Origin of the sequence: Neisseria bergeri (genome assembly GCA_003044455.1) — a bacterium.
Lineage (GTDB): Bacteria > Pseudomonadota > Gammaproteobacteria > Burkholderiales > Neisseriaceae > Neisseria > Neisseria bergeri.
The window spans coordinates 128,710-141,665 of record POWY01000001.1 but is presented as its reverse complement, the minus strand read 5'-3'; the positions used below and the strand labels follow the sequence as shown (position 1 = coordinate 141,665).

General features: G+C 53.5%; 15 protein-coding genes. All 15 read left to right on the top strand.

The features are described 5' to 3' along the window. Positions 1-80: 80 nt before the first annotated feature. A complete protein-coding gene (locus DBY86_RS00780; protein ID WP_107818540.1) occupies positions 81-1,145 on the top strand; it encodes a 2,3-butanediol dehydrogenase in 1,065 nt (354 codons plus the stop codon). 141 nt (positions 1,146-1,286) lie between these two features. Beyond that, complete coding sequence (locus DBY86_RS00775) at positions 1,287-1,610, top strand: phosphoribosyl-ATP diphosphatase (protein ID WP_107818843.1); 324 nt, start codon at positions 1,287-1,289, stop codon at positions 1,608-1,610. Positions 1,611-1,681: 71 nt separating this feature from the next. Beyond that, positions 1,682-2,005, top strand: a complete 324-nt coding sequence (locus tag DBY86_RS00770) for a histidine triad nucleotide-binding protein (protein ID WP_107818539.1) — start codon at positions 1,682-1,684, stop codon at positions 2,003-2,005. Between the two features lie 46 nt (positions 2,006-2,051). Continuing rightward, positions 2,052-2,255, top strand: a complete 204-nt coding sequence (gene tatA / locus DBY86_RS00765) for a Sec-independent protein translocase subunit TatA (protein ID WP_107818538.1) — start codon at positions 2,052-2,054, stop codon at positions 2,253-2,255. Positions 2,256-2,258: 3 nt separating this feature from the next. Beyond that, the gene (gene tatB / locus DBY86_RS00760) at positions 2,259-2,945 is read left to right on the top strand and encodes a Sec-independent protein translocase protein TatB (RefSeq protein ID WP_107818537.1); all 687 of its coding nucleotides are present in this window, start codon (positions 2,259-2,261) and stop codon (positions 2,943-2,945) included. 14 nt (positions 2,946-2,959) lie between these two features. After that, positions 2,960-3,730: a twin-arginine translocase subunit TatC gene (tatC, locus tag DBY86_RS00755; protein WP_107818536.1), complete on the top strand. Its 771-nt coding sequence runs from the start codon at positions 2,960-2,962 to the stop codon at positions 3,728-3,730. A gap of 43 nt (positions 3,731-3,773) precedes the next feature. Further along, a complete protein-coding gene (locus DBY86_RS00750; RefSeq protein ID WP_107818842.1) occupies positions 3,774-4,382 on the top strand; it encodes a Maf family nucleotide pyrophosphatase in 609 nt (202 codons plus the stop codon). Between the two features lie 8 nt (positions 4,383-4,390). Next, positions 4,391-4,744 carry a DUF2069 domain-containing protein gene (locus DBY86_RS00745; RefSeq protein WP_107818535.1) on the top strand — a complete coding sequence of 118 codons (354 nt, stop codon included), beginning with the start codon at positions 4,391-4,393 and terminating at the stop codon, positions 4,742-4,744. Next, positions 4,734-6,548, top strand: coding sequence for a PglL family O-oligosaccharyltransferase (locus DBY86_RS00740; protein ID WP_107818534.1), 1,815 nt, complete (start codon positions 4,734-4,736; stop codon positions 6,546-6,548). Before DBY86_RS00745 ends, DBY86_RS00740 begins: the two co-directional genes overlap by 11 nt. Before the next feature lie 189 nt (positions 6,549-6,737). Continuing rightward, positions 6,738-7,415 carry a two-component system response regulator MisR gene (gene misR / locus DBY86_RS00735; RefSeq protein WP_101133165.1) on the top strand — a complete coding sequence of 226 codons (678 nt, stop codon included), beginning with the start codon at positions 6,738-6,740 and terminating at the stop codon, positions 7,413-7,415. Between the two features lie 12 nt (positions 7,416-7,427). Next, positions 7,428-8,834, top strand: coding sequence for a two-component system sensor histidine kinase MisS (gene misS, locus DBY86_RS00730; protein ID WP_107818533.1), 1,407 nt, complete (start codon positions 7,428-7,430; stop codon positions 8,832-8,834). 117 nt (positions 8,835-8,951) lie between these two features. Then, complete coding sequence (locus DBY86_RS00725) at positions 8,952-11,378, top strand: bifunctional acetate--CoA ligase family protein/GNAT family N-acetyltransferase (protein WP_107818532.1); 2,427 nt, start codon at positions 8,952-8,954, stop codon at positions 11,376-11,378. A gap of 44 nt (positions 11,379-11,422) precedes the next feature. Next, positions 11,423-11,668, top strand: a complete 246-nt coding sequence (gene rpsP, locus DBY86_RS00720) for a 30S ribosomal protein S16 (RefSeq protein WP_096107917.1) — start codon at positions 11,423-11,425, stop codon at positions 11,666-11,668. Between the two features lie 15 nt (positions 11,669-11,683). Beyond that, on the top strand, positions 11,684-12,193 hold the full coding sequence (gene rimM, locus DBY86_RS00715) for a ribosome maturation factor RimM (protein ID WP_107818531.1): 510 nt from the start codon (positions 11,684-11,686) through the stop codon (positions 12,191-12,193). Further along, on the top strand, positions 12,193-12,942 hold the full coding sequence (gene trmD, locus DBY86_RS00710; RefSeq protein ID WP_107818530.1) for a tRNA (guanosine(37)-N1)-methyltransferase TrmD: 750 nt from the start codon (positions 12,193-12,195) through the stop codon (positions 12,940-12,942). The genes rimM and trmD overlap by 1 nt, the downstream gene beginning before the upstream one ends. Positions 12,943-12,956 lie beyond the last annotated feature (14 nt).

Here is a 12,956-nt window from a genome sequence, read left to right as displayed (position 1 = left end):
CTTCTTCACGCCATTCCCATTTCAACCGCCGTCCGACATTTTTCAGACGGCATTCCTACTTGAAAACAAGGAGCGTTACAATGAAAGCAGCACGTTTTTACGATAAAGGCGACATCCGCATCGAAGACATCCCCGAACCGGCCGTCGCCCCCGGCACCGTCGGCATCAATGTCGCCTGGTGCGGCATCTGCGGCACCGACCTGCACGAATTCATGGAAGGCCCGATTTTCATCCCGCCCTGCGGCCATCCGCACCCGATTTCCGGCGAGTCTGCGCCAGTTACCATGGGTCACGAGTTCTCCGGCGTGGTTTACGCCGTCGGTGAAGGCGTGGACGACATCAAAGTCGGCCAACACGTTGTGGTCGAACCTTACATCGTACACGATGACGTACCGACCGGCCCGGGCAGCAACTACCACCTCTCTAAAGACATGAACTTTATCGGCTTGGGCGGCTGCGGCGGCGGCTTGTCTGAAAAAATCGCCGTCAAACGCCGTTGGGTGCATCCGATTTCCGACAAAATCCCATTGGATCAAGCTGCTTTGATTGAACCTCTGTCTGTCGGCCACCATGCTTATGTACGCAGCGGCGCGAAAGCAGGCGATGTCGCATTGGTCGGCGGTGCAGGCCCAATCGGTTTGCTGTTGGCTGCCGTATTGAAAGCCAAAGGCATCAAAGTCATCATCACCGAATTGAGCAAGGCGCGCAAAGACAAAGCCCGCGAATCCGGCGTTGCCGACTACATCCTCGACCCGTCCGAAGTCGATGTTGTTGCAGAAGTGAAAAAACTGACCGGCGGCGAAGGAGTGGACGTGGCATTTGAGTGCACCAGCGTGAACAAAGTGTTGGATACTTTGGTCGAGGCCTGCAAACCCGCCGCCAACTTGGTTATCGTATCCATCTGGAGCCACCCCGCCACCGTCAACGTCCACAGCGTCGTGATGAAAGAACTGGATGTGCGCGGCACGATTGCCTACTGCAACGACCACGCCGAAACCATCAAACTGGTCGAAGAAGGCAAAATCAACCTCGAGCCTTTCATTACCCAGCGCATCAAGCTGGACGAACTGGTTTCCGAAGGCTTCGAGCGTCTGATTCACAACAACGAATCCGCCGTTAAAATTATTGTGAATCCAAACCTGTAAGCAAATTACATTTGCAACAGCACAAATGCCGTCTGAAACGCTCAGACGGCATTTTTCCAACGAAACGCAACAGGCGTATTGCCCGAGGACAGCCGTTTAGCCTATCATTCCGAACAAACAGAAACAAACAGAGGGAAAATCATGGGAGATTCCGTACTATCCGCCATCCAACAAACCATCATCCAGCGCAAATCTGCCGATCCGTCCGAATCTTACGTCGCACAGCTCCTGCACAAGGGCGAGGACAAAATTCTGAAAAAAGTCATTGAAGAGGCGGGCGAAGTATTAATGGCATCCAAAGACAAAGACCCGTCCCACCTGATTTACGAAGTCGCCGACTTATGGTTTCACACCATGATTCTTCTGACACACCACGACCTGAAGGCGGAAGACGTACTGGACGAACTTGCGCGCCGTCAAGGTTTGTCAGGCTTGACCGAAAAAGCCGCTCGCACAGAATCTTGAATTTATATTACAATCCGCACTTTCCCACATTCAATCCGTCTGACCGCCTTTCAGACGGCATCGGAGCCGTTATGGACAACTGTATTTTCTGTAAAATTGCCGCCAAAGAGATTCCGGCGCAAACCGTCTATGAAGACGGCGAAATGGTTTGTTTCAAAGACATCAACCCCGCCGCTCCGGTTCATCTGCTGCTGATTCCCAAAGTCCATTTCGATTCGTTGGCACACGCCGCTTCCGAACATCAGATGCTGCTGGGCAAAATGATGTTGAAAGTTCCCGAAATCGCCAAAGCGGCAGGACTGGCAGACGGTTTCAAAACCCTTATCAATACCGGAAAAGGCGGCGGACAAGAGGTCTTCCACCTGCATATACACATCATGGGCACACCCGTATAAACCGTTATTTCACAATCAACCCCTAATACTTACTTAAGGATACATCATGGGCAGTTTTTCTCTGACGCACTGGATTATCGTACTGATTATCGTCGTTTTGATATTCGGCACCAAAAAACTGCGCAACGTCGGCAAAGACCTCGGCGGCGCGGTTCATGACTTCAAACAGGGGCTGAACGAAGGCACAGACAGCAAAGAAGCCAAAAAAGACGATGTAATCGAACACAAAAAAGACGAAGACAAAGCGTAATTTATGTTTGATTTCGGTTTGGGCGAGCTGATTTTGGTCGGCGTTATCGCCCTGATTGTCCTTGGTCCGGAACGCCTGCCCGAAGCCGCCCGCACTGCCGGACGGCTCATCGGCAGGCTGCAACGCTTTGTCGGCAGCGTCAAACAAGAATTTGACACGCAAATCGAACTGGAAGAGCTGAGGAAGGCAAAGCAGGAATTTGAAGCTGCCGCCGCTCAGGTTCGAGACAGCCTCAAAGAAACCGATACGGATATGCATAACAGCCTGCACGACATTTCCGATGGTCTGAAGCCCTGGGAAAAACTGCCCGAACAGCGCACGCCTGCCGATTTCGGTATCGATGAAAACGGCACCCCCCTTCCCGATGCGGACAATGGCGGTTCAGACGGCATTTCCGACGTTATGCCGTCTGAACGTTCCGATACTTCCGCCGAAACCCTTGGGGACGACAGGCAAACCGGCAGTACAGCCGAACCCTCGGAAACCGATAAAGACCGAGCATGGCGGGAATACCTGACTGCTTCTGCCGCCGCACCCGCCGTACAGACCGTCGAAGTCAGCTATGTCGATACCGCCATCGAAACGCCTGTTCCGCACACCACTTCCCTGCGCAAACAGGCAATAAGCCGCAAACGCGATTTGCGTCCGAAACACCGCGCCAAACCGAAATTGCGCGTCCGTAAACAATAGAGAAGGCAAATCCGGTGTCCGAAGCACAAAACGAACAAACCGTCCAACCGCTTGTCGAGCATCTCATCGAGCTGCGCCGCCGCCTGATGTGGATGGTTGTCGGCATTCTCGTCTGCTTTTTCGGCATGATGCCGTTTGCCCAGCAGCTCTATACCTTTGTGGCTGCCCCGCTGATGGCAAACCTGCCCAAAGACACCAGTATGATTGCGACCGATGTCATCGCACCGTTTTTCGTACCGGTCAAAGTTACCCTGATGGCGGCGTTTTTGGTTTCACTGCCGCATACGCTCTACCAAATCTGGGCATTTGTCGCCCCCGCACTCTACCAAAACGAAAAACGCCTGATTACGCCGCTCGTCCTCTCCAGCGTCAGCCTGTTTTTCATCGGCATGGCATTTGCCTACTTTCTAGTTTTCCCCGTCATTTTCAAATTCCTTGCCGGCGTTACCCCTGTCGGGGTCAATATGGCGACCGACATAGACAAATACCTCTCCTTCATCTTGGGGATGTTTGTCGCATTCGGCACAACGTTTGAAGTCCCCATTGTCGTTATCCTGTTAACCAAAATCGGCGTGGTAACAACCGGACAGCTCAAACATGCCCGCCCCTATGTCATTGTCGGTGCTTTTGTCATTGCCGCCATCATCACGCCGCCCGACATTATTTCTCAGATCCTGCTCGCCATTCCGCTGATTCTCTTATACGAAGCAGGTATTTGGTTCGGACGCTTCTTCACTCCACGTTCAGAACAGGATGGCGACATACAGCCGCCTGCAAAAACCTGACACTATGCCGTCTGAAGCCCCGTCGCACATTAAGGAGCACACCGTGAACACCCTTTACTTAGGTTCGGGCAGCCCACGCAGAATGGAAATCCTGACGCAGTTGGGCTATCGGGTCGTCAAGCTGCCTGCCGAGATCGACGAAACGGTCAGACAGAACGAAGACCCTGCCCATTACGTCCAAAGGATGGCAGAAGAAAAAAACCGAACCGCCCTGACCCTCTTTTGCGAAACCAACGGCGCAATGCCTGACTTTCCCTTGATTACAGCGGATACCTGCGTTGTTTCAGACGGCATCATATTGGGCAAACCCCGCTCCCAAGCCGAAGCAATCGAATTTTTAAACCGATTGTCCGGCAAACAACATACCGTCCTGACTGCCGTATGCATCCGTTATCGCGGCAAAACGTCAAGCCGCGTCCAAACCAACCGCGTCGTTTTCAAACCCCTGAGTTCGGAAGAAATTTCCGCCTATGTGCAAAGCGGCGAACCGATGGACAAAGCCGGCGCCTACGCCGTACAAGGCATAGGCGGCATCTTTATCCAATCTATCGAAGGCAGCTTCAGCGGCATTATGGGGCTGCCCGTTTATGAAACCGTTTCGATGTTGCAGGATTTGGGATACCGCTCCCCCTTGTCCGCCCTTAAACCGTAAAGACCGCCGTGAACAGACAAACCGCTTACCTCCTTGCCTCTTTCAGCCTGATTGCACTGATAATCCTGTCCCTTTCCTGGGAACTGTGGATTGCACCGTTGCGCCCGGGCGGTTCGTGGCTCGCGCTCAAAGCCCTCCCCCTCTGTCTGCCGCTTTCAGGTATTCTGAAGAAAAAAATCTATACCTACCAATACAGCTCTATGCTGGTTCTGATTTATTTTGCCGAAGCCGTCATGCGCCTGTTCGACGCTTATCCGGCAGAACAGATTTGCGCCGCGCTTTCCGCAGTATTCAGCATCATCTTCTTCATATCCTGCCTGTCGTTCGTCAAACAATACAAGGAAACAAACAATGTCCGCTGAAACGACCGTATCCGGCGCGCGCCCCGCCGCCAAACTGCCGATTTACATCCTGCCCTGCTTCCTTTGGATAGGCATAGTCCCCTTTACCTTCGCGCTCAGGCTGGAACCGTCGCCCGACTTTTACCACGATGCCGCCGCCGCAGCCGGCCTGATTGTCCTGTTGTTCCTCACGGCAGGAAAAAAGCTGTTTGATGTCAAAATCCCCGCCATCAGCTTCTTCCTGTTTGCCATGGCGGCATTTTGGTGGCTTCAGGCACGCCTGATGAACCTGATTTACCCCGGAATGAACGACATCGCCTCTTGGGTTTTCATCTTGCTCGCCGTCAGCGCGTGGGCCTGCAAGAGTTTGGTCGCACACTACGGACAAGAACGCATCGTTACCCTGTTTGCCTGGTCGCTGCTTATCGGCTCCCTGCTTCAATCCTGCATCGTCGTCATCCAGTTTGCCGGCTGGGAAGACACCCCCCTGCTTCAAAACATCATCGTTTACAGCGGGCAAGGCGTAATCGGACACATCAGGCAGCGCAACAACCTCGGACACTACCTCATGTGGGGCATACTCGCCGCCGCCTACCTCAACGGACAACGAAAAATCCCCGCCGCCCTCGGCACAATCTGCCTGATTATGCAGACCGCCGTTTTAGGCCTGGTCAATTCGCGCACCATCTTGACCTACATAGCCGCCATCGCCCTCATCCTTCCCTTCTGGTATTTCCGTTCGGACAAATCCAACAGACGGACGATACTCGGCATAGCCGCAGCCGTACTCCTTACCGCGCTGTTCCAATTTTCCATGAACACCGTTTTGGAAACCTTTACCGGCATCCGCTACGAAACTGCCGTCGAACGCGTCGCCAACGGCGGTTTCACAGACTTGCCGCGCCAAATCGAATGGCGCAAAGCCGTCGCCGCCTTCCAATCCGCCCCGATATTCGGGCACGGTTGGAACAGTTTTGCCCAACAAACCTTCCTCATCAATGCCGAACAGCACACCATACACAACAACTTCCTCAGCAACTTGTTCACCCATTCCCACAACATCGTCCTCCAACTCCTTGCAGAAATGGGAATCAGCGGCACGCTTCTGGTTGCCGCAACCCTGCTGACCGGCATTGCCGGGCTGCTGAAACGCCCCCTGACCCCCGCATCGCTTTTCCTGATCTGCACGCTTGCCGTCAGTATGTGCCACAGTATGCTCGAATATCCTTTGTGGTATGTCTATTTCCTCATCCCCTTCGGACTGATGCTCTTTCTGTCCCCCGCAAAGGCTTCAGACGGCATCGCCTTCAAAAAAGCCGCCAATCTTGGCATACTGACCGCCTCCGCCGCCATATTCGCAGGATTGCTGCACTTGGACTGGACATACACCCGGCTGGTTAACGCCTTTTCCCCCGCCACTGACGACAGTGCCAAAACCCTCAACCGGAAAATCAACGAACTGCGCTATATTTCCGCAAACAGTCCGATGCTGTCCTTTTATGCCGACTTCTCCCTCGTAAACTTCGCCCTGCCGGAATACCCCGAAACCCAGACTTGGGCGGAAGAAGCAACCCTCAAAGCACTAAAATACCGCCCCTACTCCGCCACCTACCGCATCGCCCTCTACCTGATGCGGCAAGGCAAAGTTGCAGAAGCAAAACAATGGATGCGGGCGACACAGTCCTATTACCCCTACCTGATGCCCCGATACGCCGACGAAATCCGCAAACTGCCCGTATGGGCGCCGCTGTTGCCCGAACTGCTCAAAGACTGCAAAGCCTTCGCCGCCGCGCCCGGTCATCCGGAAGCAAAACCCTGCAAATGACCCGCGCCGGCGGATGTGTATGCCGTCTGAAATATAAAAACCCTTGCAAAGCATTGCAAAAAACAGCAAACACCCAGAAAAATACGCTATCAAAAAACATTGCAGCCGTGTTAAGATAAACCGTTAAACACCTGTTTCATGCCCGTCCCAAACCTAGCGGGCGCATACCACCACGGAAAAGGAAACACCATGAGCCGCGTATTACTCGTAGATGACGATGCCCTGCTGACCGAACTGCTGACCGAATACCTGAGCGCCGAAGGTCTGAACGTCCACAGCGTTCCCGACGGCGAAGCAGGCGTACAGGAAATCCTGAGCGGGCAATACGATGTAGTCGTATTGGATTCCATGATGCCCAAAATGAACGGCTTGGATGTCTTGAAAAACGTACGCGCCCAAAGCACCGTCCCCATCATCATGCTGACCGCCAAAGGCGACGACATCGACCGAATCATCGGCTTGGAAATGGGTGCGGACGACTATGTCCCCAAACCCTGCACACCACGCGAACTCTTGGCACGCATCAATGCCATCCTCCGCCGCGCACAACACAGCGGCGAACAGAACAACGCACCCAACAGCATCTCCGTCAGCGATGTCGTCCTGTACCCCGCCAAACGCCAGGCATCCGTCAAAGACATGCCGCTCGAACTGACCAGCACCGAATTCAACCTGCTCGAAGTCCTGATGCGCCACGCCGGGCAGGTAGTCAGCAAAGAAACCCTGTCCGTCGAAGCACTCGACCGCAAGCTGGCAAAATTCGACCGCAGCATCGACGTGCATATTTCCAGCATCCGGCACAAGCTGGGCGATGCCTCGCTGATTCAAACCGTACGCGGCTTGGGCTACCTGTTTGTCAAAAACTGAAGCAGCGGGCAAATGAAACTGTTCCAACGCATTTTCGCCACATTTTGCGCGGTTATCGTCTGCGCAATCTTTGTGGCGAGTTTTTCTTTTTGGCTGGTGCAGAACACCCTTGCCGAAAACCAGTTCAACCAACGCCGCACCATCGAAACCACATTGATGAGCAGCATTATTTCCGCATTCAAGACACGGGGCGACAACGGCGCACGCGAAATCCTGACCGAATGGAAAGACAGCCCCGTCTCATCCGCCGTTTACGTCATACAGGGCGACGAGAAAAAAGACATCTTAAACCGCTATATCGACAATTACACCATAGAACGCGCCCGGCTGTTTGCCGCCAACAACCCCCATTCCAACCTTGTCCGCATCGAATACGACCGTTTCGGCGAAGAATACCTGTTCTTCATTAAAGGCTGGGACAACCGCCAGGCACAACGCCTGCCCAGCCCGCTGTTTATCCCGGGCCTGCCGCTTGCCCCGATTTGGCACGAATTCATCATCCTCTCCTTCATCATCATCGTCGGACTGCTGATGGCATATATCCTTGCCGGCAACATTGCCAAACCCATCAGAATCTTAGGCAACGGCATGGACAGGGTGGCAAACGGAGAACTTGAAACCCGCATCTCCCAACAGGTCGACGACCGTGATGACGAATTGTCCCATCTTGCCCTCCAATTCGACAAAATGGCAGAAAAACTCGAAAAACTCGTTGCCAAAGAACGCCACCTGCTCCACCACGTTTCCCATGAAATGCGCTCTCCCCTTGCACGCATGCAGGCAATTGTCGGACTGATTCAGGCGCAGCCCCAAAAACAGGAGCAATATCTCAAACGGCTGGAAGGCGAACTGACCCGCATGGATACGCTGGTCGGGGAACTGTTAACCCTATCCCGTCTCGAAACCTCCAATATGGCTTTGGAAAAAGAAAGCCTGAAACTCCTGCCCTTTCTGGGCAACCTGGTAGAAGACAACCAAAGTATCGCCCAAAAGAACGGACAGACGGTCGCCCTGTCCGTCGACGGAAAAATCCCCGAAAACACAACCATCCTTGCCAACGAAAGCTACCTGTACCGCGCCTTCGACAACGTCATCCGCAACGCCGTCAACTACAGCCCCGAAGGCAGCACCATCCTGATCAACATCGGACAAGACCACAAACACTGGATAATCGACGTTACCGACAACGGTCCCGGCGTGGACGAAATGCAGCTCCCGCACATCTTCACCGCTTTCTACCGTGCAGACTCCAGTGCCAACAAACCCGGAACAGGGCTTGGACTTGCCCTGACACAACACATCATCGGGCAGCACTGCGGCAAAATCATCGCCGAAAACATCAAACCGAACGGTCTGCGGATGCGCTTTATCCTGCCCAAGAAAAAAACCGGTTCCAAACCAGAAAAAAGTGCGAACTGACCATAATGCCGTCTGAACCCGCTTCAGACGGCATTACACAAACAGTTACCCAAAGACAAACACACAGCGGGTGCATCTCCAAAAATCACGCACATACCGTCCGCAAAGGAATATATCATGCCGACACAAACCGATCCCGGCTACTTCTTCATGCCCAACCACATCATCCTGATAGGCGCAAGCGAACGTCCGTACAGCCTGGGCGAACGCGTACTCAGCAACCTGCTGAGTACGCCCTTTCAAGGAAAAATCACCCCCGTAAACCCGCGCCACCACACCATAGCGGGACTGCCCGCCTACACCAGCCTCAACAAAATCCCCGGCAGTGCAGACCTAATTATTGCCGTTACCCCGCCCGACAGTTACGACACCCTCTTCAAAACCTGCCGTAAAAAGCAGCTCCGACACATCATCCTCATACAGGACTGGGACAGCCTGTCTGCCGCAGAACTGCACACCGCCGAAACTGCCATCCGCAAACACCACGGAGACCACCTCAACATTACCGCCTGCACCACAGCAGGCATTCAGATTCCTTCGCTCGGACTCAACATCAGCACCCATGACGAATACGCCGCAGGCTATACCGCCATACTGACCGGAGATGCCGCCGTCAGCCGCCAAATCGATACCGTCCTCAAAAAACTCCATCAAGGCATATCCCGCCACATCAGCCTGAACTACAGCATCAGCCCCATCACATCCGCCGACTGGCTCAACCGCTTCGGCCACAGCCTGCACACCAAAACCGCCGTCCTACACCACAACCCTGAAGAAAACCAGCGCAGGCTGTTCAGCGCCATCCGCCAATTTACCCGCCATACGCCGCTGATTCTCCACATTACCTGCCGCACGACAGAAACCGACCGTGCCGTACTGCACTGCCTCGCCCGCCGTTGCAATTTCCTCATCAGCTTCAACACCGACGACCTCGAAGCCGCACTACGCGCCCAACTATCTAATCTTCCACAGCTGTCACAACTCGACATCCTGTCCGACACGCCTGCCGAATGGCTGCACGCATACACACCGGCAAACCTCTCGCTCCACTTCCCGACAATATCCCGTCAAGTCAGTAACGGATACATAACCTGCACGCCCACGCCCTCGCTCTACCACAACATCGTATCCCGCCAACTTTCACACCCCGATACGCAAGTCGTATTGACAATACTCACCCCTTCCGGACACAAAGACTATAAAAAAACAGCACGCGCGCTTATCCGCCTATCAGAACAAACTGCCAAACCCCTGCTCATCAGCAGCCCCGTATCAGACGGCATAAACCACTTCGACACACCCACACAGGCAATCCGCACACTCGCCTTTCACAATACCGCCGCCGAACTAAAGCAGCTGCAGCTTTGCACCGCACCGCTGAAACCATGCCGTCTGAAAACCCCGCAACCCCAAAATATCAAAAAAGCCCTCGAAACAGCCAACCTATCACTGCTTGCAGAATCCCTGTACCTTCCACTCTATCGCTCTTCCACCCACAACGCCGTACAATTCCAATTCGACAGCCATCCCATTTACGGCAATATTCTGACCGTACGGTACGCAGGGCAAACCACGGCCGCCCTTCCCCCGTTTACCACACAGGACAGCCTCCATATCGCCCAGTTTGCTGAACTGGAAGACCCGCAAACCCTTAACCAGTTCCTTCACACACTGACCACTCTTTCCGACCACAACCTGCACATCGGCAAAATCACCCTCAACCTAAACGGCGGGCAATACAATACCGACTTTGACCTGAAAGCACCCGAAACACACAATGCACCCGGACGCAAAACAACAAGCAAGACCGTACAAACCCTCGAACACGCCGCCGCAAAAATGCAAAGTGCCGCCCAATACCTGAAACACAAAAACCCTGCAGCCTCCGAGTTCCTCCGACACACAAGCGAAGCTGCCGCCGAACTGCTCGGCAGCAAAACCGAAACCGAAGCAGCCGTACCCAACGTACTTGCCCCCTATCCCGCAGCACACCCCAAAACACTGTCCCTAAAAAACAACACGACCGTTACCATTACCCCCCTTTTGCCCGAAGACGCAGAAGCCAAACAGCAGTTCGTCCGCAGCCTCAGCCCCGAAGCACGGTACACACGCTTCATGACCCATACCAACGAACTTCCTGAAGGTACATTGGCACGCTTATGCAACCCAGACTACTACTGCGAAGCCGCATGGACAGCAAGAGATAATAACGACAACATCGTCGCCGTCGCCCGCCACAGCCGCCTGAACCGCAACGAATGCGAGTTCGCCATCGCACTGGCAGAACATATGCGCGGCAGCGGGCTGGCACAAAAAATGATGGGGCTCGTCATCCGTACTGCCGCACAACAAGGCTACCGCGCCATCAGTGCCGACATTCTCAAAACCAATACCCCCATGATCAAACTTGCTGAAAAATCAGGATTTACCCTCAAGGAATCGGACACCGAAAAAAACCTGTACCGCGCATATCTGAACCTTGCGGCAGACAAAACAACAGAAAAAACAAATAAAAACTTGCGCACCGACCACAAAATAACCTAAAATCGGCAGTTTCCATATATCCGATTTTCTCAAAAGGACTCAAAATGGTAGTTATCCGTTTGGCACGCGGCGGCTCAAAACACCGCCCTTTCTACAACGTCATCGTTACTGACTCACGCAACCGCCGCGACGGCCGCTTCATTGAACGCGTAGGCTTCTACAATCCCGTAGCCAACGAAAAACAAGAGCGTGTACGCCTCAACGCAGACCGCCTGAACCACTGGATTGCACAAGGTGCGCAGGTTAGCGACTCTGTTGCAAAACTGATTAAAGAACAAAAAGCCGCCTAATCCGTATTTTCCGACATGACAGACACTCAAAACCGGGTAGCCATGGGCTACATCAAAGGTGTATTCGGCATAAAAGGCTGGCTAAAAATTGCTGCCAATACCGAGTATTCCGACAGCCTTTTGGATTACCCCGAGTGGCATTTGGTCAAGGACGGCAAAACCGTCAGCGTTACCCTTGAAGCCGGAAAAGTCGTCAACGGCGAACTCCAAGTCAAATTCGAAGGCATAGACAACCGCGATTCAGCATTCTCATTGCGCGGTTACACCATCGAAATACCCCGTGAAGCATTCGCCCCGACAGAAGAAGACGAATACTACTGGGCAGACTTGGTCGGCATGACCGTCGTCAACAAAGACTATACCGTTTTAGGCAAGGTAAGCAACCTGATGGAAACCGGCGCAAACGACGTATTAATGATTGACGGAGAACACGGGCAGATTCTGATTCCGTTCGTTTCCCAATATATCGAAACCGTCGATACCGGCAGCAAGACCATTACTGCCGACTGGGGTTTGGACTACTGATGCTTATCCAGGCAGTTACCATTTTCCCCGAAATGTTCGACAGCATTACTCGCTACGGCGTAACGGGGCGTGCAAACAAACAGGGGATTTGGCAGTTTAAATCGGTTAACCCCCGAGCGTTTGCCGACAACAGGCTGGGCTATATCGACGACCGCCCCTTTGGCGGTGGTCCGGGAATGATTATGATGGCTTCGCCGCTTCATGCGGCGATAGAACACGCCAAAGCACAATCTTCCCAAACCGCAAAAGTCATCTACCTCAGTCCGCAAGGGAAACCGCTGACACATAAAAAAGCGGTAGAACTGGCCAAGATCCCGCATCTGATTCTGCTGTGCGGACGCTATGAGGGAATAGACGAAAGGCTGCTGCAAAGCAGCGTCGATGAAGAAATCAGCATCGGAGACTTCGTTGTTTCCGGCGGAGAGCTTCCCGCCATGATGCTGATGGATGCGGTATTGAGGCTCGTACCCGGCGTATTGGGCGATATGCAGTCTGCCGAACAGGATTCGTTCTCAAGCGGCATTTTGGACTGCCCCCACTACACCAAACCCTTAGAATTTCAAGGCATGGCTGTTCCGGAAGTATTGCGTTCCGGCAATCATGGCTTGATAGCGGAATGGCGGTTGGAACAATCGCTGCGCCGCACCTTGGAGCGCAGACCCGATCTTTTGGAAAAGCGCGTTTTAATCCCAAAGGAATCCCGCCTCTTGGAAACTATCCGGCAAGAGCAACGGGAAATCCAATCATAATTTAGGAAAAAAAC

Coding starts and splice junctions, on each gene's coding strand:
- DBY86_RS00775 (WP_107818843.1), top strand. CDS start 1,287: ATGGGAGATTCCGTACTATCCGCCATCCAACAAACCATCATCCAGCGC.
- tatB (WP_107818537.1), top strand. CDS start 2,259: ATGTTTGATTTCGGTTTGGGCGAGCTGATTTTGGTCGGCGTTATCGCC.
- misS (WP_107818533.1), top strand. CDS start 7,428: ATGAAACTGTTCCAACGCATTTTCGCCACATTTTGCGCGGTTATCGTC.
- misR (WP_101133165.1), top strand. CDS start 6,738: ATGAGCCGCGTATTACTCGTAGATGACGATGCCCTGCTGACCGAACTG.
- trmD (WP_107818530.1), top strand. CDS start 12,193: ATGCTTATCCAGGCAGTTACCATTTTCCCCGAAATGTTCGACAGCATT.
- rimM (WP_107818531.1), top strand. CDS start 11,684: ATGACAGACACTCAAAACCGGGTAGCCATGGGCTACATCAAAGGTGTA.
- DBY86_RS00780 (WP_107818540.1), top strand. CDS start 81: ATGAAAGCAGCACGTTTTTACGATAAAGGCGACATCCGCATCGAAGAC.
- DBY86_RS00770 (WP_107818539.1), top strand. CDS start 1,682: ATGGACAACTGTATTTTCTGTAAAATTGCCGCCAAAGAGATTCCGGCG.
- DBY86_RS00725 (WP_107818532.1), top strand. CDS start 8,952: ATGCCGACACAAACCGATCCCGGCTACTTCTTCATGCCCAACCACATC.
- rpsP (WP_096107917.1), top strand. CDS start 11,423: ATGGTAGTTATCCGTTTGGCACGCGGCGGCTCAAAACACCGCCCTTTC.
- tatA (WP_107818538.1), top strand. CDS start 2,052: ATGGGCAGTTTTTCTCTGACGCACTGGATTATCGTACTGATTATCGTC.
- DBY86_RS00740 (WP_107818534.1), top strand. CDS start 4,734: ATGTCCGCTGAAACGACCGTATCCGGCGCGCGCCCCGCCGCCAAACTG.